The organism is Aeromonas sp. CD (assembly GCF_033349375.1).
Taxonomy (GTDB): Bacteria; Pseudomonadota; Gammaproteobacteria; order Enterobacterales; family Aeromonadaceae; genus Aeromonas; species Aeromonas hydrophila.
Genome location: NZ_CP137631.1, coordinates 2,400,731 through 2,420,064 on the forward strand (window position 1 = coordinate 2,400,731; position 19,334 = coordinate 2,420,064).

Genomic DNA, 19,334 nt, shown 5'->3' on the forward strand with positions numbered 1-19,334 from the left:
GATCACTTCTTTTCTCACCGTCCGAACACTCGACCAAGCAGGCGGCGCAGCACGCCACCCTTGATCATGTCGGTGCCATTGAGCTCATCCAGCCGCTGCTGGATCCGGCCGAACAGGGTATCCGGCATATCCGGCTCACCAGCAACACAACCGGTCAGCAGCTCGATGGCCTCTTCCACATGATCCACCGGATGGATATGGAACTGGCCGGCTTCGACGGCTGCAATCACCTCATCGGACAGGTTGAGCTGCTGGGCATTGGTGCCGGGCAGCAGGATCCCCTGTTTGCCGGTGAGACCGTGGATCTTGCACACCCGGAAGAAGCCTTCGATCTTCTCGTTGACGCCGCCGACGGCCTGCACATTGCCGAACTGATCGACCGCGCCGGTCACCGCAAAGTGCTGGTAGATGGGCTGGCGGGCGAGGGCAGAGAGCAGGGCACACAGGCCGGTCAACGAGGCGCTGTCACCATCGATTTCATGGTAGGACTGCTCGAACACCAGGTTGGCCGACAGCGGGGAAGGGTTCTCGGCCCCAAACTTGTTGGAGAGATAGCCATGGATGATCATCATCGCCTTGGCGTGGATATGGCCGGCCAGCTCCGCTTTGCGCTCGATGTCCGCCACATCGCCATCACCCAGATGCACGGTGGCGGTGAGGCGCACCGGCTCGCCGAAATCATAGGGATGCCCTGAGACCTGGATGACGGAGAGGCCGTTGATCTGGCCCACTTCCTCACCATCGGTCTGCAGCAGGATCTGGCCGTCGATGACGCCCTGGTCGGACTGCTCGACCAGATAGTTGAGGCGATAATCCTGCTCTTCCAGCGCGCCGTGTATATGTTCGTCAGTGACGGCATCCGCTTCCAGCTCCCGTGCCAGACTGTCGGCCATCCGCATGATGGCACTGAGCTGGATCTCGGAGAGTGACAGCCACTCCTGGTGGTCGCACAGCCGGCTGGCGTGGCGGCAGATAGAGGCGAGGGCGGCAGGGGTGAAGTCCAGCAACTCCCAGCGTTCACGCAGCCAGGCCAGATACTGCAGGAATTCGGGCAAATCCTCTTCGATGTTCACTTCGGAGACCAGATCGGCGCGCAGGAAAATCCGCTCGGACATGTCGCGGTCCAGCATCTGGAACTCGGCTACATCGAGCCGATCGCCTACCAAGATCAGCTTGAGCTTGATGGGGGTGGCTTCCGGGGTGAAGAAGGGGGTCAGGGTTTTACCTTCCTGATAGGCGTTCCAGTCCAGTTCACCTTTTTGCATCGCATTCTTGAGCTTGAACCAGAGATGGGGCTGATCCAGCAGCTCATCAAGCTGCAAAATAAGATAGCCACCGTTGGCCTGACGCAGCAGGCCCGGCTCCAGCAGGTGCTGGTTGGCATAAACCGAACCTTGCTCGGTCTGATAGTTGATGGAGCCAAACAGGGTATCCCAGTTCAAATCCCGCCCATAGATGATAGGCGCTTCCTGCTCTTCATGGTGGATCAGCAGGTTGATGAGTACCGGATGCTGAAATTCGAGCCCTTGAGCCACGTGCGCCGCGAGATCGGAGAGGAAGTCATCGATCTTGGGATCATTGTTCTGTTTGCGCATGATGCGGGTGACCAGGCGCTCGGCATCCAGGTGATGGCTCATCAGCTTGAGCAATTCACCGACCATTTCACAGAACTCGAAGCCGGTGCCGGGTTGCAGGCGCAGCCAGATGGGCTTGAACGGGTTGTTCAGATTCTCGGTGTAGCAGAGATCGAACAGGTCGCCATCCTTGCCATTGGAAGCTGCGATCAGCGTCTGGCAAACGCCTTCATAATCCACCCCGGGAAAACCGTTGAGCAACATGACCGGGCAGTCGCCATCAAAACTGGCGAGACGCTTGATGCCGGAAATGGCTCTGGGTTGCAAGGCGGCAAAAGGAATGGGTTCGAGTTCGCTGAGGGCAGGAAACTGTTCAATCGAAAAAACAGGTTTTAATTGTTCTGATGTTAATTCAGCCACTTAAGACATCCGGTCGGAGATAGGATCAATTGTTGCCATTATACACAGTTCAATAGGTGGTGACAGGAAACAAGATAGTTAATTTAACATAATATACATTATGCGCGGTTAGGTCATGCCCGTGGCTAGGGGCCAGAAACACCGCTGCCGCAAGGGCTACAGCCGTGCCGGCTCCTTTGGTGTACTTCGCCAGGATGTCGTACCAGGCCTTTTTAATCTCGGGATCTGTCTCTCTGACGGCTGCCAGACTTAACAGCACTTCTTTGGCATCCAGGCCAATTTCCTCAGCCAGCTTTTTTGCAGTGGCATCAGTCAGTTGCGATTTACCATGCTTGATTGCAGAGATGTAAGAACTGGTAAATCCCAGGTCTGCGGCGACTTCCTGAAACTGGCTGTACTTTTTGGCCCTCATGTAGGCCTCAATCAGTGTTTTCGAGTCCATGTTTCTGTCTCCTGAGTAGTTCGACAATCGGCCCATCATACCCATTTTGGCGAAAATCGCCTCGTTTCTATTTAGGTAATTACATGATTGAATCTACTTAAGTAACTACTTGAATACATAACTTATGACCTACTGTAGCCCACAAAACCAGGATCTGCCGGCGCTCACCGAGCGCAAGGTCTACTGGCAAGCAGAGCCCACCGGCGATGTTTCCGCCTGTGTGGCCGGTCAGGTCGAGATGTTCCGCGACCTGCACGAGATGCGGGTCTATCTGTCCATGACGTACCCCGACACCGCCTTTGAGCTGGTCGAGGTGACCGAGGATACATGGCAAGGCTTCTATGACCAGGGAGTGTTTTTCGATGACTGGTCATAGCGCCGTGATGCCGATAAATAGCGTTATCGGCAACAAAACCCTGATCGACTATCTGTCGTTTACCTGGGCGCCGACCGAACTGCGCCAGATGACCGAGCTGGCCAAGCAAGGCGCTTTGCTCAAGGCCATCCCGCGCTTCGAGACCCAGAGCAAGGCCATTCAGGCTGCCTTTGCCGCCCAGCCGGTCGAGGGCCTGCGCTATCTGTGGAAGCGCCCTGTCGGGTTCGCTCCCCTCACCCGCTTCGACAAGGTGACTGAGCGCCTCTATGACAAAGCTGAGCGCCAGCAGTCTGCCGCCTCCCCTGCCCCTGCACGGGTCTTTGACAAGGCCACTGAGCGGTTGAGTCTCAAGGGGGTGGCCAAGGCCCCTGCCCCGGTGCTGACGCCTTCCATGACCGACATGATGGAACGTGCCCTGCACTCCGGCTACCAGTCCCGCGCCGACATGCGCCAGGAGCTCAAAGCCGTCTGCGCTGACCTGCTCAAGTTCTCCCAGTTCGAGGTGGTCGAGGGTGCCAAGTATTGGGAGGCCTATAACGACCTTATCGACTGCTACGGCGTCCAGTTCCTGGATGCCCTCTGCTGCAACGAGATCGAGCTGTGGCTGGAAGAACTCAATACCCGCATCGGTGTCCCTATCCCCGAGCCGCGCTTTACCATGCGCCCTCGCCGCTCCGGTCTGCACGGTTACGCCAACTCGGCTGACCTGCTGTGTGACGGGATGCCCTGCGGGCTGATTGGTTGGGGTGCAGCTAACCATGGCTGCATGGTGAGTTTTTCCGGTGTGGGTTGTGCGGCCCTCGATTTCCAGGCTTTGCATTCCGTTATCTCTCACGTGCCAGGTCTGCGCATCACTCGGGTCGACCTTGCCCTGGATGACTACAGCGGCAAACACATCACTTACCAGGGCGCGATAGCCGGCGCCGAAGCCGGCGAGTTTCACCCACAGCGTGGCCGTGCGCCTTCCTGGATGAAGATTGAATCGGGCGAGTTCGTGATCACCGAGGTGGCCAAGGGCATCGCCAAGCGTTTCGGCATGGTGCCGAGCAAGGGTTGCTCTTTCTACGTGGGCAGCCGTATCAACGGCAAATGTGCGCGGATATATGAGAAAGGCAAACAGATGCAATCGGCCGAGTTCCCAAACTGGGTACGCGCCGAAGGCGAATTACACAATAAAGACAGAGTCATTCCGCTAGATGTCCTGGTAAACCCTGACCCTTATTTTGCGGGGATGTATCCGCAATTTGCCAAATGGCTGGATGCGGTTTGCCAGGAAGAAATAACACCGGTACGTGTGACCACCTTTAAGAATAAATTCAAAACGTCCAGGGACAACGCCGTATTTAATATGTCCAGAATGGCCGGTCGCCTTGTCAATTGGTTAGCAAACATCGAGGGGCTATCCCCTGAGAAGATTGTTAACCAATTAACAGCGCACCTGGAAGAAACCGATATTCCTGCGCGGTTAAGAATGCCAGTTCCTCCTGACCTGGACGAACTGCCATTATTTTCGACCTAACAATGGTTCTTCAAAGGATAAATAATATGTCTCTGCTGACTGGTATTTTGGTTACCCGCGTTACTCACGGCTATGGCGTCTCCCGTAAATCTGGCTCGCCGGTTCCCTATGACTTTGCCCAGGTGGAATACCTGGCAGTGGCTAATAACGTGAACAAGCCGGAATGCAATATCACCTCCTGGGGCTATGAAGTGCGCCAATTAGCCCTGCGCAACGATGCGGCCACTATTAAAGAGCTGGCCGACTGCCCGAAATTGGTGGCAGTGGATCTTGTCCTGGAAGCGGATCCCCAGAATCCGACCCGCAACGTCGTTGTTGGTTTCCAGCCCACCAAAAAGCAGCCGGTATAACTACCGCGCCGCGAGGAGGAGGAGCGAGGGCGCGCAGCGAGCGACGACGAGGGCGCGATAATGCTTTGTCTAGATATTACCTCTGAAGGATATGCCCGCTTAGCTGAGGGGGATTCGTGTAATTACGTGCTCTTGACTGTCCAGGAGCACGCCAAATTAACGGATATATCGAGCTGGTTTGAATTTGATGTATCCACTGTGTCGATGGCCTTTGGCTTCGGATTATTAATCTGGATCACTGGCCTCAAACTGGGCGCAATTGCCCGTGTCATCGTAAGTGCAAAAAGAGGATAAACGAGTATGAAAAACTATTTCCGTAATGGCTGTATCGCTGCTGTGTGCTCCCTGTCTACCGGTGCGGCCTTTGCCGAAGGTACAGCCGCTGCTGATGCCGCTGCCAAGGCCCTGGACGCCACCCAGTCGGACGTGACCGCAACCTCTCCCAAGGTCATGCTGGTTGTGGCCACCTGTGTGGGCGTGGGCATCCTGATCAGCCTGATGCGCAAAGCCTAAGCATGTCTTTGCTCATCGGAACGCTGTGGTTCCTGTTCTTTGTTGAAGGCTACAGGTCATCGTTTTCGATATGACACAAAGGCGGCTCCGGTCGCCTTTTTTATTGGGGGTACTGTGCGCATCGCTTGGCTTTTATTGCTGTTTCCGCTGGGGGCTTCGGCGGGTTGTCCTGTCGGGCTCCGCCTTTCTAACGTGCCGATTTCTACTGTGCTGCCGTTCTGCGTGAAATGGGAAAGTTCCTCCCAGGGAGGCTGCTTTGTCGGGTGTCCAGGTATCTGCCTGCAGTTCCCAGACGCCGGCACCATGGGGCCGATTGAGAGTACCGGCCAGGAGTGCTCGGTGGGCGGTGGATCCGATGGGGATGGCGGCTCGGATGGCGATGGTAACGGTAGCAATGGCAATAACGGCAATAATGGCGATGTAATTCCCAATCTGCCGCCCAACGGGATTCGTGTCGGTGGTGATAAGCAGGAAATGACCACGGACGCCTTGCGTCAGGTGAATAATACCTTGATAACGGGTTTTACTAGCTTGATGTCGAGCTCAGCGGGTGCGAGTCGATCAGCTCAAAATATTGATGGCAAAATGGTAGATGTTCTTCGTTATATGAAGGCCACTAATAATGGTCAGGTTGGCATGGAGAACAGTATTCGGGAGCAGACGGCGTTAGGTCATAAGTTCTATGACGAGTTCCTTGGATTAAAGAATGCCATGATTAATCCGCAAGACGGATTTGGTCAAAGCACGGGTGAGTATCGTGTTTTGAAAGAGTTGCGGGATAATTTCTTTGGGCCTGATTTTGCTCAGAATTATGGTGGTAACACCATGTATGGGCTTATGCGGACAATGCAGTATGACATCGAGTCGATGAAAGGCCGAGTGCATGAATCCGCCAGCGACATGCACAACCTTTATTCCTACACCATGCAAGATATGCGAAATAATAGCATTGAAATGAACCGCAATATTAAGGCCATTGCTGAGGCCCTGCAAAATGGCGGTACAAATGGTGGTGATGGCACCGGCGGCACAGGTAATGGCAGCAATGGTAATGGCAATAATGGCCCAGGCATTGATTACTCACAAATGCCTGGCTCTGCAGAAAATCCGCTGCATGTAACAGGGTCTGAATATACATCCCAGCTCTGTAAAGGTGGTGCGCACTGTTTCTTTGACCTGGAAACCATTAATAAGCAGTTCCAGGAGCATAAGGAGCAACTCAAGAATACCCATAACGGTATTAAAGAAGATATGGTCGATATGTTCCGGTATAGCCTGAGCGGGTCGGCGGCGGTGCCCAAGTGTTTTGATATGTTCTCGATGTTTGGTCGCTCTTATTCCGTCTGCCCCGAGGTCGAGGGATATTGGGAAATGATAGCGGCCATCATGATGTTCATCTTCTATTTTCTGGCGCTGATGATTGTGGCTAAGAGGTGATATATGGAATGGATGAGTGATTTCTTTAACGGATTTTTCAACGATATATATCAACTGGCGGTGCAGTTTGCAGCCTGGATAACGGTTAAATTGGCTATTCAGTGGGTCGAGTTCAAAATATTCCTGCTCACTTTTTCCTGGGACGTTGCCAAGCAGATACTGATTAACCTGCAATTCAGCGACCTGATCTCCGCCTCTTTTAATAACCTGCCCTCTCAAATGAGGGGGATCTTGCTCTATTTGCACGTTGATAAAGGGCTGTCGATATTGACGCAAGCCTTTGTGACCCGCTTTTTACTGAACATGTTGGGGTGGTAAGCCATGTCTATCAAGATCCACCACGGCGCCCCAGGCTCCTATAAATCGTCAGGAGCGATTCATACCGATGTGATACCGGCCATCAAGGCGGGCCGTCATATCGTTACCAACGTGCGCGGCTTTACCGCGGAGCGGTGCAAAGAGGTATTGGGAAAGGAAGTGCCTGACGAGTTCCAGGTCACCTATATCGAGACAGAATCCCAGGAAGGACGCGATCACCTCGCCCGCTTTTATCATTGGGCGCCCAAGGGGGTTTTCTTCCTGGTCGATGAAGTGCAAAGAATATTCCCGCCTTCCTGGCGACAGAGTGATTTAGACCGGCTCGATTATCCTGGCGGGCCGGATGTGGCTAAAGAAGATGGCCGGCCAGAGACGATTGATGTGGCCTTTGATATGCACCGTCATCATAACTGGGACTTTGTATTTACGACTCCGAACATCAAAAAGGTGCACCAGGTAATTCGGGCTGCTGCCGAAACGGCCATTCGTCATACCAATATGGCGATATTGGGGATTGGTGGTCGATATAAGACGGTGCTTCATCTCTCTGATAACTCCGGTACGTCCATGAATGACGTACTGCAAGCCAAGCCATTTAATAAGGTGCCCAAGTATGTTTTCAAGCTTTATGACTCGACTACAACCGGTAAGGTCTCGGATACAATCGCGGGCAGCTCGATATTTCGAGACCCTAAAATTCTGTTTATTCTGGCGATTTGGGGACTCTGCGTATTCTTTGGCTTCATCAAGCCTGAATATATTGATGCTTCTGCTAAGGCCGCTGAGACCGCTTCTGCCACTGTTCCGGCTGCTGGGGCGGTGGGTGCTTCGCCCGTTGCTGATGTACGTCCTGGTGGCGCTCCTGCTGCGTCTGCTGCTGGCGTCCTTGCTATAGGGCCGTTTGCCGGCCATCAGCTCATTATCAGCTGTCACGTCCTGATAAAGGATCACCTGGGGGAATATCGGGTCGAGTATTGCTTCTCGCTGCGCAAGGGCGATGACGTGCAGCCGCTCGACAGGGACGATTGGCCGGAGGAACTCGCCAGGGTGGACCCAATGAGTGCATGCCATGCGGTGGTGAAGTACCAGGGGCAACCTGTGGACGTGTACTGCGACCCCGAGGGGGACGCCCTGCGCCGGAAATACAATGCCACCCTCTTTGCGGGTGGCAGCAACAAGCCAGCAAATACTGATGACCGGTCATAACTCCCCTCTCCTGCCGGTGGCCGCCTTTCTTCTGGTCGGCCACTGACCCCAGGGGCGTTAGCCCCTATAAGGCGACACTCTGAGGCCCATTGTCGGGAAGGTGGTAGGCTCGCCGAAACTTCTTTGGAATGCTCCTGTGGGGCGGTGGCACCCCCTTTCCTGCTAAACCTAATGACCACTCTACTCACTGTGTCAACGGATGTTACCTGTTCCCCAAGCACCCCCCGCAAGGGCCGTGGCGGCCCGATTCGTCGGGGGATATGTGCGCAGTGGGGACTGAGAAGTCACAAATTTATGTAATATTGCACGCTATGGAAAATTTTAAGATGAGTCACTATTGCTCTGATATTGTTGTAAGCCTATAGTCTTGATTTATTGATTGCTTTCGTTATGGGTGGAAAAATATATGGTAGATATAACTGGAGTTGAAAAGGAATTTAAATCCGTTCCAGGAAATATGGATAGACATCTTTGTGTATGTAGGGTGTGCGACAAAGATACATTTCATAATATTATATTTTCTTATAATGAACATGGTCGTCAAGATTGTGGGCGCGGAAACGAAGTTTCATGGCAAGAAAAGAACCAAATTATTCAGTGTCTTGGTTGTGACACCGTATCATTTCGCACAGTTCTGACTGATTCAGAGTCGGTGGACTATTTTTATGATGAAAATGGTAATACAGGTGTGTATCACTGTGAAACAATAAAATATTATCCTGCTAGGATGGAGGGATTAAATTCTATAGATGTGGATAAGCTGCCACTTAAAATATTGGATATATATAAGGAAACTCAATTCTCAATTGAGAATGAACAATATGTCCTAGCTGGCATAGGAATTAGAGCTATAGTGGAAACGGTATGTAAAGATTTGAAGGCAAGTGGTAAGGGGCTGAGTGAGCAAATAAATTCATTAAAAGCTATGTCAATAGTTACATCTGAGGGGGCTGAAACTTTACATAAATTAAGAATCTTGGGTAATAAAGCTGCACATGAAGTAAAGGCTCATGACTCCCAGCAGCTACGATTGGCGATGAAAATAATTGATCATATGCTTGATGGTACATACATTATTCCTCAGCAAGTCCTGGAAGTTTTTAAGAGTGATTCTCCAGAGCAGAAGTAAATCCACTATTGCACACCGTTTGCCTCTCAGCCCTCCCCCCCCCCCCGTGTAGTAATACGGGGGGAATTCTACCTCTACCCCTCCCCTCTCCTTGGGAGAGCTTTTCCTTGAACCCTCGATGGTGGGGCCATACGCGCAACCTCTTGGCCCAGGCCCACTCGGGCGAGTGTTTAAGAGCAGGGGCACCCTTACTAAAACGCGGGGCGCAGCCTCCAGCTTTCGCGGTGCAATATGGAGACTCTGCCCACATCGTATTCGGTATCTTGGTTTTATGGTATCCAGCCATGGCTAGGTTTGCTCCACTTTGAAAAATTGTTGGTTACTTCTTGAATCTCTTCATTCGAGTCACCATTTCATGGTTATGCCTGTTAGCCAGTAGATGGAGCTAGTTAGGCGCTTACAAAAAGGGAGTGTTATGTTTAGCCATAAAAGCAAGTTTTTCAGTGACTTAAAAAGCTCTGTTAATCGGAGAAAATTCGAAAAAATAGCTTTAGATAAGCTGAAAAAGGATTTTCTTGAAGATACGTTTAAACTACTCGAAACCATTAATTTGTGGTTTCAAGATTCGCTTGTAGCTTCGAGAGTTGATGGTTTTTTGCTCGATATTGACGGTGAGGAACATACAACCTCAATCCTAACGCTGTGTTGTGAGACGCGGTCTATTCGAATCGAGCCGCATAGCTTCGTGAATGATGATTATTCTACTGGAATCCTCCAAGTCACAGTCGATAACCCAGACAACTTTAAAGAGCCAGTTGTGTTTTATTTGCATTGGAAAACTAAGACATTCCCAAAAGTAGATTGGATGATCGTTCAAGCAGATAAAAAGAATAAGGTATTCAGCGAGGATGCTTTTTTTGAATTGATTTTACCATTTACCTTGTGATATATGCTTACAAGAAGGGGGCCGTGGCCCCCTTCTTTATCTGGTGCCTATTTTTTTCCTCCAGTAGAAAGCGGCCATCTGTCGCTCTGATCTCTCCGCTTGGATGATGGCTATGGCCTCCAGCCTTCGCCTGTCGTAGGTGACTCCTGCCGGTGAGACAAGGCAATCATTCTTCATCCGCCAGCCTTCCCATTCCTTCCAGATAGTGGGCAACTCCCTACCCGAAGCCATACGCATAAGCCGTTTATAAGCAGGCGGGATCTCTTTGCCCTTATCCCAATACGTGACCTGCCTCACAGAAACAAAACAAAGATTGGCCGTCTCTTCAATTGATAAACCGCACTCAAACCAACGAAAAATGAAGTTTTTGGTCAACTCTCGTTCCATCCAAGTAAATACCTGATAAACCAGCAAAATTGCGTGGGCTGGCTTATCGGCAGGTTTCAGATGGGCATTTAACTAAACACGGCATTATGCGCGGTATTGAGTCGTGGAAGAATCCGGAATGAGGCCGGTTAAAAAACGCCGGTCATCACAGCCGTGCTCCTGAACTTGTCTCTTCGTTATCTCTCATTTTTAAAGGCCTAGTCGTGCAACCGATCCAGCGGTTTATGATTGGCACTTTCATGGCGCTCGCTGTTGCCGGTGTGCAGGTACTTGGAGGTGGTGTCGATGCTGTCGTGGCCGGCATCGGCTTGCACATGTGATAACGGCCGCCCGTTGAGATTGATATCGTGAGTGATACCGGTATGACGAATGGAGTGCGGTGTCAGATTGCGCATCTCGGCGCCGTCCTGCACAAACCCATCTTTTTCTGCCAACTCGGCGGCGGTCTGGATGACGCTCATCACCAGGTCACGCAGCTGGCGGATCCCGAGGTTGGCGTTGAGCTCACCTTGTTCCCGGCCATGTGCCGCAGCCTTGTGGCGCACAAACAGTGGAGTCTGCTCATCGGGCGCCGGTAATTGTGAGAGACCGAGAAACGTCCGATAGCGTTTGAGGGCCTCGAGCAAGGCATGGGAGACCGCCACGGTGCGGCGCTTGCCACCTTTGCTGCGGGGAATGAAATAGCCCCAGACACCGGTTTTACCATCACGGCGGAACTGCCCCATGACGGGGGTAAACCCTGGCCTTGCCGCCACTTCCGAGATCCGCAGGTAACAGGCGTACATCAGGCTTATCAGGAAGCGGCTGCGCTCGTGCTGCTCTGGTGATTCGGCCGCCAGCAGGTCGGCCGCCTGCATCACATAGGACCACTGCAGCTCGCTGAAGGCCTGGCCATGGTCGTCCGGCTCCTGCTGCATTGAGCGCTTCACCCGTTGCAGTAACAGCGCCGGGTTGCGGTCCATGTACTCCTCCTGGATCAAGAACTGGAAGAAGGCAGACAGAATGGCGAGCTTGGTCTTCATAGCCTGTTCGCTGAGGCGGTACGGCAACTCGCGGCCCAGCTCCCGCTTGCCAAGGAAGGGTCGCCATTGGGGATTCGGCAGTCGTTCTCCCCACTCCTTGTCGAGCACGAACTGGGCTACGTTGCGATAGGCGATCAGGGCCGCCGGCGGCGTCTGGCAGTAATCGAGATAGCGCATCATGATGCGCCGGGTCAGATCCTTGGGACTGATGCGCATTTCGCCGAAGCACCAGTGCAAAAACGTGGTCAGCTCGCTGCGATAGGTTTTGTAGTTGTTCTCGCTGTTGCGCTGCTCCAGCAGCCAGTCGACGGCGAGTTCGTAGACCAACCCGGCATCGGGCACATCGTTGAGGCTGAGGTTGGCAAGATATTGATTGATCTGGGGGTTGCCCGCCTCCAGGTAGGCCAGACCATCGAACAGCGGCATGGCGGGTGGAAGTAACATAGTGGTCATGATGATGCTTGTGGATGAGAGACTCGGCTCGGGGCTTGCGTGATGGTGATGCCGATAAATGGGGTTATCGGCATCACGTGGGACTGGAACGTCGATGCTGTGTAGCGAACAGCACCGCTATCAACAGCTGATGCTGCATAGTGTGTTTATTCAATGGATATGCACCTTTGTTGGAAATTTCTCGGGGTAAATATCCATATAAATGCTTTAAAATTCTCATCAATGCATAAATTGAGGCTGTTTTCATCCTGTGATGGGCAGCCTCCCCCATATCGTCCTCACGCTACACGCTTGAGGGATTTGTCTTTTGGCTTGCCTGCGTCACTCTGCTCTTCCTGCGGCTCCGACTTGCCGCTCCCCTGCCCCTTGGCCCCGCGCAGCACGTTTTGCAGCAGATCGCGCTGCTCGGCCAGGTAGAAGGCCAGGCTCTCTTGCTGATCCGGTTCAAGGCGAACGGGCGCGCCCGCCAGCAAATGCATCAACTCATCGGCAGTGTCCAGCAGCTTGTCATAGGCATCGGCCTCTTTCTTGCTGGCAAAGGTCATCTTCTCCACTCCCCCACGCACCACAACATATTTGATCTCAACGGCCATAGCGGCGTCCTCCTTCTGATAGTGATTACAAGTATATGTATGGATATACAGTATTGCAAATAACCCCCATGCAGAAGTGTTTTATTGCCGCGCCGACGGGTGATTGCGCGCCTGTCATCACATTGATGAAAGGGTCATTTGACTTCCATGCCAAACTGGTCGGATGATTGGGCCATGACGATCACAAAGCAACTACTGATCCTGCTGCTGGTTGAGGTGACGCTCCTTGGGGGCATCGCCCATCTGGTCATCGGCCTCTCGCTACCGCTCTCCATCCTGTTTGTGGTGGTGGCCCTGTTGGGGCTGCGCACCCTGGTGGTGCTGCTGACCTGGGGCTTTTCCCGCTTCTACCCGGTGCCTGCCATCGGCTGGCGAGAATGGTTGCCCATGGTGGGACGGGAGATAGCCGCCTACCTGCTGACCTTCACCTGGTTGCTGCCGTTCGAGCGCTGGCTGATGGCGCCAGACAGGCTGACGCCCTCCCCCCTGCCCCTGCTGCTGATCCACGGCTATGGCTGCAGTCGCGGCATCTGGCGGGTGCAACGAGCCAGGCTGGAGGCAGCCGGCCACACGGTGGCGACCGTCACCCTGACCCCTCCCTTCGGCCATCTCGACGACATGGTGCCGCTGTTGGCCAATCGCATCGACGAGGTGTTGGTCGCCACCGGTGCGTCGCAGCTGGTGCTGATCGGCCACAGCATGGGTGGCCTGGTGTGCCGCGACTATCTAGCGGTGGCGGGTGGTGACAAGGTGGCGCAGCTCATCACCCTGGCCACCCCCCATCAGGGCAGCCAGCTGGCGACTCTGGGGCTGGGCGACAATGCCCGCGAGATGGAGCCCGGCTCCGGCTGGTTGCTGCGCTTTGCCACCGTGCCGCTCTGCGTGCCCGGGGTCTCGGTGCGCACCAGCCACGACAACTTCGTGCTGCCCCAGTCCCGCCAGCGACTGGATGGGATGGAGGACGTGGAGCTCGCCGCCCTTGGCCACCTCTCCCTGCTCTACTCCCGCCGTACCACGGCCTTGTTGTTAACCCTGCTCTCCCGCCCGCAGCCGCAAATGAAAAGGGCCTGATTGCTCAGGCCCTTTCCGTTTTTGCTACCTCAGTTCGCTGTCGTCCCCCTAGAAGTGGATCCCCTTGATCAGGGTGGAGACCGCCATCTGATCCGCCGAGGCCTTGGACTCGTTGCCCTCCTTGGGATCGGAGAAGGTGCGGAAGCTGGTGTTCATGATCACCTGGGCCACTCGCGGCGCCAGGGCATGGATCACCTGGCCGAACACCCCGAGCCGGGTAGCCAGTCGCACATGCTTGTTGATGATGGTGTCGCACACCAGGTCGGCGGCCTCTTCCGGTGTCATCATGGGCACCTGCTCATACACCTTGGTGGGCGCCACCATGGGGGTCTTCACCAGCGGCATGTTGATGATGGAGAAGTTGACCCCCTTGTCGGCAAACTCGGAGGCGGCGGTGCGCACCCAGGCATCGAGCGCCGATTTCGAGGCGACGTAGGCGGAGAAGCGCGGCGCATTGGTCAGCACCCCGATGGAGGAGATGTTGATGATGTGGCCCTTCTTCTTCTCGATCATGGTGGGCAGCAGTCCCATGATCACCTTGAGGGTGCCGAAGTAGTTGAGCTGCATGGTGCGTTCGAGATCGTGGAAGCGATCGAAAGAGTCCTCGATGGCGCGGCGGATGGAGCGACCGGCATTGTTGATGAGGATGTCCACCCCGCCATGCTCGGCCACGATCTGGCGGGTGATCGCCTCCCCTTGGGCGAGATCGGCCAGATCCCCCTGATAGACCTGCAGGGTCAATCCCAGCTCGGCAAACTCGGCCTGGGTCTCGGCAATCTTGTGCTCGTCCCGGGCGATGGTCAGTACCTTGGCCCCCGCCTCGGCCAGCTTTCTCGCCGTGGCCTTGCCGATGCCGGAGGTGGCGCCGGTGATCAGCACCACCTTGCCCTCGACCCGGCCGCGCAGGGTACGATCGATGAACAGCTCGGGATCGAGGTGGCGCTCCCAGTAATCCCACAGTCGCCAGGCATAGCTGTGCAGCGGCGGCACTTCGATGCCGGTCCCCTTCAGTACCCGCTGGGTTTCGCGGTTGTCGAAGCGGGTGGGATAGTTGATGAGCCGGAAGATGTCCTTGGGCAGCCCCAGATCGGCAATCGCCGCATCGCGAATGCGCCGCACCGGCGTCAGCGCCATCAGCATGGTCATCAGATGGCGGGGAATGAAGCTGAACAGGGCGGCATTGATGCGAATGGCCGGCTCGGGGGCATGGGCTGCGCGGGAGAAGGTACTCAGCATGTCGCCGACCCGCATGGGATGGGAATCGGTCAGGTGGAACGCCTTGTTGTCCTCCCCTTCCAGGTGGGCGATGTGATCGATGGCATCCACCACGAAGTTGACCGGCACCAGGTTGATGCGCCCCCCTTCGACCCCGATGGCGGGCATCCAGGGCGGCAGCATGCGGCGCAGCTTCTGGATGGTCTTGAAGAAGTAGTAGGGGCCGTCCACCTTGTCCATCTCGCCGGTGTTGGCATCACCGACCACGATACCGGGTCGATAGATGCGCCAGGGCAGCGTGCTCTCCTTGCGCACGATCCCTTCGGCCTCGTGTTTGGTCTGGAAATAGGGCATGTCGAGGTGTTCGGCTTCATCGAACATGTCTTCCCGAAACAGTCCGTCGAACAGACCGGCCACCGCGATGGAGCTGCAGTGATGGAAGCAGCGGGCCTGGAGTCGCTCGGCCAGTTGCAGGGCCTGACGGGTGCCTTCGGCATTGACCTGCTGCTGAATGCCCGCCTTGGCGTTGAGATCGTAGATGGCGGCGAGATGCAGGAAGTGGTCGACTTTGCCGATGAGAGGCTCCAGCTCGGCACTGCCCACTCCGAGCAGCGGGTGGGTCATGTCGCCGACCACGGGGATGGCGCGATCCGCCTCAACCCCCCAGTAGGCCAGCAGATCGGGTACCCGATCGAGATGGGCGGCACGCATCAAGAAATGCACCCGGCTATTCGGGCGCTGCAGCACTTTTTTAATCAGCCGGCGACCGATAAAGCCGCTGCCCCCCGTGATGAAATAGTCCATGGTATTTATATCCCTTACTGATTGGGCTGTTAGTTGCTGTTAGATATATCACGCTTTAACGCAAAATATTCATTCGAATATCATTCTTCGTGACCCAGACCAAAATTACCAGGGTTGCTTGTTCCGTTATTAGGTAGAACCCTCTATTTTTTCTCCATAGACTGAGGATGAAAGCCAAGTAATGCCACAACGAATATATCAAGGTTGTTGTCATTACCATCATCTATATCACGAGCAAGGAGATTGTCATGGCCAAAAAATTGAAAGCACTGGCAAGTTCGGTGACCGACAACCAACTCACCTCCACCATCAAGGAGTCCACCCAGCAGATCTGGTTGGCGGGTCTGGGTGCCTATGCCAAAGCCCAGGAAGAAGGCGGTAAAATCTTCGAAGCCCTGGTGCAGGAAGGGGAAGCCCTGCAAACCCGTACCCGCCAGAGCGCAGACGAGAAGATCGCTGCCATGACCGACAAGACTGCCGGTACCTGGGGACGTCTGGAGCAGGTGTTCGAGGATCGCGTGGCCCGCGCCGTCGCCAGCCTCGGCATCCCGACCCGCAAGGACATCGACAAGCTCTCCAAGCGCATGGCCGAGCTGACCGAGGTGGTACAGCAGCTGATCGATGCCCAGGATCTGGATGACGTTGCTCCGGCTGACGAGGCCAAGCCTGCCGCCGCCGCTGCCAAAAAACCGGTTGCAGCCAAAAAGCCGCCGGTCAAGAAAGCCGCCGCCCCCATCGCCAAGGTGAAGGAAGAGGTGAAAGCACTGGCAACGGAAGTGGAGAGCGTGGCCAAAGAGGTCAAGGAGAAGAGTGAAACCACGCTCTTCTGATCCACTGACCGGCTTGTTCTGATTGCGTAATGATCCACCGGCCCATGCCCTCTGCTGGGCCGGTTTTGCATGAGAAGGGAGGCAAATCATGAGCACGATTGCGGTTGCCCTCGCCGGAGGGGGACCTCTGGGGGGGATCTACGAGATCGGAGCCTGCGCCGCCCTGGCCGACAGCATCAAGGGGCTGCGTTTCGAGCAGGCCGATATCTATGTGGGGGTGAGCTCGGGGGCGGTGATCGCCTCGGCGCTGGCCAACGGCATCTCGCCGGACAAGCTGGTGCGGATCCTGTTAAGCGATGACACCGGCGAGTTCTTCGACCCCTCCACCCTGCTGCGTCCCGCCTTCGGGGAATATTTTGACCGGCTCACCTCGCTGCCGCCGCTGGTGCTGACCTGTCTGGCCGACTATCTCTCCTCTCCCTGGAACAAGAGCCTGCTCGGCTCGTTGCAGGGGTTGTCCCGAGCGATCCCGACCGGCATGTTCGACAGCCGCGGGGTGGATCGGATCCTCACCCAGTTTTTCTCCCGCCCCGGTCGCAGCAACGACTTTCGTGAGCTTGCCAGCCGGCTGTTCGTCATCGCCACCGAGCTCGATACCGGCCGCGCGGTGGCCTTCGGCAGCCCTGGGCTGGACCAGGTGCCCATCTCCGCCGCGGTGCAGGCCTCGGCCGCCCTGCCCGGCTTGTTCCCGCCCTCGCTCATCGATGGCCGCTACTACGTGGACGGGGCGCTGATCAAGACGCTGCACGCCTCGGTGGCGCTGCAGGAGGGGGCCGACCTGGTGTTTTGCATCAATCCGCTGGTGCCCTTTGATGCGGGACTGGCCAGCGAACACCCCGCCAAGCTGGTGGACCGCGGTCTGCCGGTGGTGCTGGCCCAGACGTTTCGCGCCATCATCCACTCGCGCATGCACGTGGGAATGGATCGCTACAAGCACCAATATCCGGAGGCGGATGCCCTGCTGTTCGAACCCTCGTCGGCCGACGGCGAGATGTTCTTTACCAATGTGTTCAGTTACCGGGATCGGCGCCATCTGTGCGAGCACGCCTTCCAGCATACCCGCCAGGATCTGTGGCAGCGACGGGCCGAGCTTGGCCCCATCCTCGCCAGACATGGGCTGGAACTGGATCTGGGCGCGCTGGCCGATGAACAGCGTTCCCTGCTGACCCCGGGCACCGGCTCGGTGGCGGCGCTGGATGCCTCTTTGACCCAGCTGCAGCACTGGCTGACCCGCCGCTATGGCGGCAAGGGTCGCCGGCAATCGAAGGAGTAGCATGGACTGCAAACCCAAGCGGCGCACGCGGGATCGCATCCTGGCCACCGCCCTCGCCCAGTTCAACCTGCTGGGCGAGCCGACCGTCACCACCTCCGCCATCGCGGCCGAGCTGGAGATGAGTCAGGGCAACCTCTATTACCACTTTCACAACAAGGAGGAGATCGTCAACGCCCTGTTTGGCGAGTTCGAACAGGATATGGCCCACCTGCTCGATACCATTACCCCGCCGTTGAACGAGGCGGAGGACATCTGGTTCTTCTTGCACCTGATGTTCGAACTCATCTGGAAGTACCGTTTTTTCTACTACGACATCAGCACCCTGATGAGCGGCAACCACAAGGTGGAGCTGCGCTTCTCGGCCCTGCTGCGGCGCAAGGAGCAGACCGCCGCCGCCATCTGTCACAGCCTCTGGCGCAGCGGCCTGCTGCAAGGCGACGAGACGCAGGTGACGGCGCTGGCCGCCAACATCGCGCTGGTCGGAACCTTCTGGATCTCCTACCAGCGGGCGCTGCATCCGCGGGCCGATGCCGACATCGCGCTCGGGGTGTTTCAGGTGATGCAGCTGGTGGCCCCCCGGCTGCGCGCCGATGCCCGCGCCGATCTGGATGCCATCGCCACCCATTATCAGCCCGCCACCACGGCGAGCTGACAGCATCGTGTATTTGATTGTGTTTTTAACAGGGAGAATCATATGACCACTTCACAGCCCAAATTGTCCGATTTCACCCCCTTCCCCTGGCCGGATGCGGCCTATGACTATGCCGGGGAGCGCCTTGCGCAGCATTGGGAGCGGCTACACCAGGGGGATGCCGAACCCTGGCCCGAAGATGAACAAGTGCAGGAAGCCTGGCGCGCTTATCACGCCGGTGATTTCGCCCGCGCCGTCACTCTGGGGCTGGGCGCCGGCGAGGAGGGCCTCAACGTGGCGAACAAGGCGCTGGTGATCCACGCCAGCTACCTGCTGGATGACAAGTATGCCAAGCGCGAAGCGTTCGAGCTGGCCGCCAGCAACGCCGAGAAGCTGCAAAAGCGCCAGCCTGGCAACGTCAACGCCTGGTACTTCCACGCCCTGGCGCTGGGTCGTTACAGCCAGGTGATCTCGGTCTCCAAGGCGCTCTCCATCGGCATCGGTGACAAGATCAAGAGCAGCCTGGAGCAGGCGCTGACCCTTGAACCTGACCACGCAGAGGCTCATATCGCCTTCGGTGCCTGGCATGCGGAGATCATCGACAAGCTGGGCGCCATGATCGGTGGCATCACCTACGGCGCCAAGAAGGATGAGTCCGAGCGTCACTTCAAGGCGGCGCTGGCCATCATCCCCCACTCCGCCATCGCCCGCATGGAGTACGCCAACGCCATGGTGATGATGCACGGCAAGAGCAAGATGGCGGCCGCCGAGTCGCTCTACGGCGAGGCCGCCGCGTGCGAGCCGCTGGATGCCATGGAGCGGCTCGACGTGGAAGCCGCCCGCGAGGAGCTGGCGGACGAGTAAGGTGCCATTGCCACAATGAAA

At 56.1% G+C, this 19,334-nt stretch carries 20 protein-coding genes; 14 read left to right on the top strand and 6 right to left on the bottom strand.

Annotated features, from left to right (window positions below; all coding sequences use genetic code 11):
* Positions 1–14 precede the first annotated feature (14 nt).
* Positions 15–1,994 carry a Lon protease family protein gene (locus R2E40_RS11235; protein ID WP_318165502.1) on the bottom strand — a complete coding sequence of 660 codons (1,980 nt, stop codon included), beginning with the start codon at positions 1,992–1,994 and terminating at the stop codon, positions 15–17.
* A 49-nt stretch (positions 1,995–2,043) separates the two neighbouring features.
* On the bottom strand, positions 2,044–2,436 hold the full coding sequence (locus tag R2E40_RS11240) for a helix-turn-helix domain-containing protein (RefSeq protein WP_226033531.1): 393 nt from the start codon (positions 2,434–2,436) through the stop codon (positions 2,044–2,046).
* Positions 2,437–2,560: 124 nt separating this feature from the next.
* On the opposite strand from R2E40_RS11240, the gene R2E40_RS11245 reads away from it, so the two are divergent.
* The 9 genes from R2E40_RS11245 (at position 2,561) to R2E40_RS11285 (ending at position 10,170) form a co-directional block, all read left to right on the top strand.
* A complete protein-coding gene (locus R2E40_RS11245) occupies positions 2,561–2,812 on the top strand; it encodes a hypothetical protein (protein ID WP_017785335.1) in 252 nt (83 codons plus the stop codon).
* Positions 2,799–4,331, top strand: coding sequence for a replication initiation factor domain-containing protein (locus R2E40_RS11250; protein ID WP_139430849.1), 1,533 nt, complete (start codon positions 2,799–2,801; stop codon positions 4,329–4,331). Before R2E40_RS11245 ends, R2E40_RS11250 begins: the two co-directional genes overlap by 14 nt.
* Before the next feature lie 26 nt (positions 4,332–4,357).
* Positions 4,358–4,681: a hypothetical protein gene (locus tag R2E40_RS11255; RefSeq protein WP_010634003.1), complete on the top strand. Its 324-nt coding sequence runs from the start codon at positions 4,358–4,360 to the stop codon at positions 4,679–4,681.
* A gap of 300 nt (positions 4,682–4,981) precedes the next feature.
* Entirely contained in the window at positions 4,982–5,194 is a 213-nt protein-coding gene (locus R2E40_RS11260; RefSeq protein ID WP_010634002.1) for a major coat protein, read from the top strand.
* A gap of 39 nt (positions 5,195–5,233) precedes the next feature.
* Positions 5,234–6,631, top strand: coding sequence for a hypothetical protein (locus R2E40_RS11265; RefSeq protein WP_226014497.1), 1,398 nt, complete (start codon positions 5,234–5,236; stop codon positions 6,629–6,631).
* A 3-nt stretch (positions 6,632–6,634) separates the two neighbouring features.
* Complete coding sequence (locus tag R2E40_RS11270; protein ID WP_010634000.1) at positions 6,635–6,949, top strand: DUF2523 family protein; 315 nt, start codon at positions 6,635–6,637, stop codon at positions 6,947–6,949.
* A gap of 3 nt (positions 6,950–6,952) precedes the next feature.
* Positions 6,953–8,155, top strand: coding sequence for a zonular occludens toxin family protein (locus tag R2E40_RS11275; RefSeq protein ID WP_318165503.1), 1,203 nt, complete (start codon positions 6,953–6,955; stop codon positions 8,153–8,155).
* A 406-nt stretch (positions 8,156–8,561) separates the two neighbouring features.
* Complete coding sequence (locus R2E40_RS11280) at positions 8,562–9,284, top strand: DUF4145 domain-containing protein (RefSeq protein ID WP_318165504.1); 723 nt, start codon at positions 8,562–8,564, stop codon at positions 9,282–9,284.
* A 415-nt stretch (positions 9,285–9,699) separates the two neighbouring features.
* Positions 9,700–10,170, top strand: coding sequence for a hypothetical protein (locus R2E40_RS11285; RefSeq protein ID WP_318165505.1), 471 nt, complete (start codon positions 9,700–9,702; stop codon positions 10,168–10,170).
* Between the two features lie 36 nt (positions 10,171–10,206).
* Here R2E40_RS11285 and R2E40_RS11290 read toward each other — a convergent pair whose 3' ends face one another.
* The 3 genes from R2E40_RS11290 to R2E40_RS11300 all read right to left on the bottom strand — a co-directional run bounded on the left by R2E40_RS11290 (position 10,207) and on the right by R2E40_RS11300 (position 12,625).
* The gene (locus R2E40_RS11290; RefSeq protein WP_318165506.1) at positions 10,207–10,557 is read right to left on the bottom strand and encodes a DUF3653 domain-containing protein; all 351 of its coding nucleotides are present in this window, start codon (positions 10,555–10,557) and stop codon (positions 10,207–10,209) included.
* 197 nt (positions 10,558–10,754) lie between these two features.
* Positions 10,755–12,032, bottom strand: a complete 1,278-nt coding sequence (locus tag R2E40_RS11295) for a site-specific integrase (RefSeq protein WP_318165507.1) — start codon at positions 12,030–12,032, stop codon at positions 10,755–10,757.
* Positions 12,033–12,310: 278 nt separating this feature from the next.
* On the bottom strand, positions 12,311–12,625 hold the full coding sequence (locus tag R2E40_RS11300) for a YebG family protein (RefSeq protein ID WP_130632364.1): 315 nt from the start codon (positions 12,623–12,625) through the stop codon (positions 12,311–12,313).
* 174 nt (positions 12,626–12,799) lie between these two features.
* Here R2E40_RS11300 and R2E40_RS11305 point away from each other — a divergent pair, with 174 nt between their 5' ends.
* Complete coding sequence (locus R2E40_RS11305) at positions 12,800–13,696, top strand: esterase/lipase family protein (protein WP_318165508.1); 897 nt, start codon at positions 12,800–12,802, stop codon at positions 13,694–13,696.
* A gap of 48 nt (positions 13,697–13,744) precedes the next feature.
* Here R2E40_RS11305 and R2E40_RS11310 read toward each other — a convergent pair whose 3' ends face one another.
* Positions 13,745–15,715 (bottom strand): SDR family oxidoreductase, encoded by a 1,971-nt coding sequence (locus R2E40_RS11310; protein WP_029300896.1) that lies wholly within the window; start codon positions 15,713–15,715, stop codon positions 13,745–13,747.
* A gap of 248 nt (positions 15,716–15,963) precedes the next feature.
* Between R2E40_RS11310 and R2E40_RS11315 the strand changes: the two genes are divergently transcribed.
* The 4 genes from R2E40_RS11315 (at position 15,964) to R2E40_RS11330 (ending at position 19,313) form a co-directional block, all read left to right on the top strand.
* Entirely contained in the window at positions 15,964–16,545 is a 582-nt protein-coding gene (locus R2E40_RS11315; protein WP_024945221.1) for a phasin family protein, read from the top strand.
* An 88-nt stretch (positions 16,546–16,633) separates the two neighbouring features.
* A complete protein-coding gene (locus tag R2E40_RS11320) occupies positions 16,634–17,818 on the top strand; it encodes a patatin-like phospholipase family protein (protein ID WP_024945220.1) in 1,185 nt (394 codons plus the stop codon).
* A 1-nt stretch (position 17,819) separates the two neighbouring features.
* The gene (locus R2E40_RS11325) at positions 17,820–18,470 is read left to right on the top strand and encodes a TetR/AcrR family transcriptional regulator (RefSeq protein ID WP_318165509.1); all 651 of its coding nucleotides are present in this window, start codon (positions 17,820–17,822) and stop codon (positions 18,468–18,470) included.
* Between the two features lie 42 nt (positions 18,471–18,512).
* Positions 18,513–19,313: a hypothetical protein gene (locus tag R2E40_RS11330; protein ID WP_318165510.1), complete on the top strand. Its 801-nt coding sequence runs from the start codon at positions 18,513–18,515 to the stop codon at positions 19,311–19,313.
* Positions 19,314–19,334: the final 21 nt, after the last annotated feature.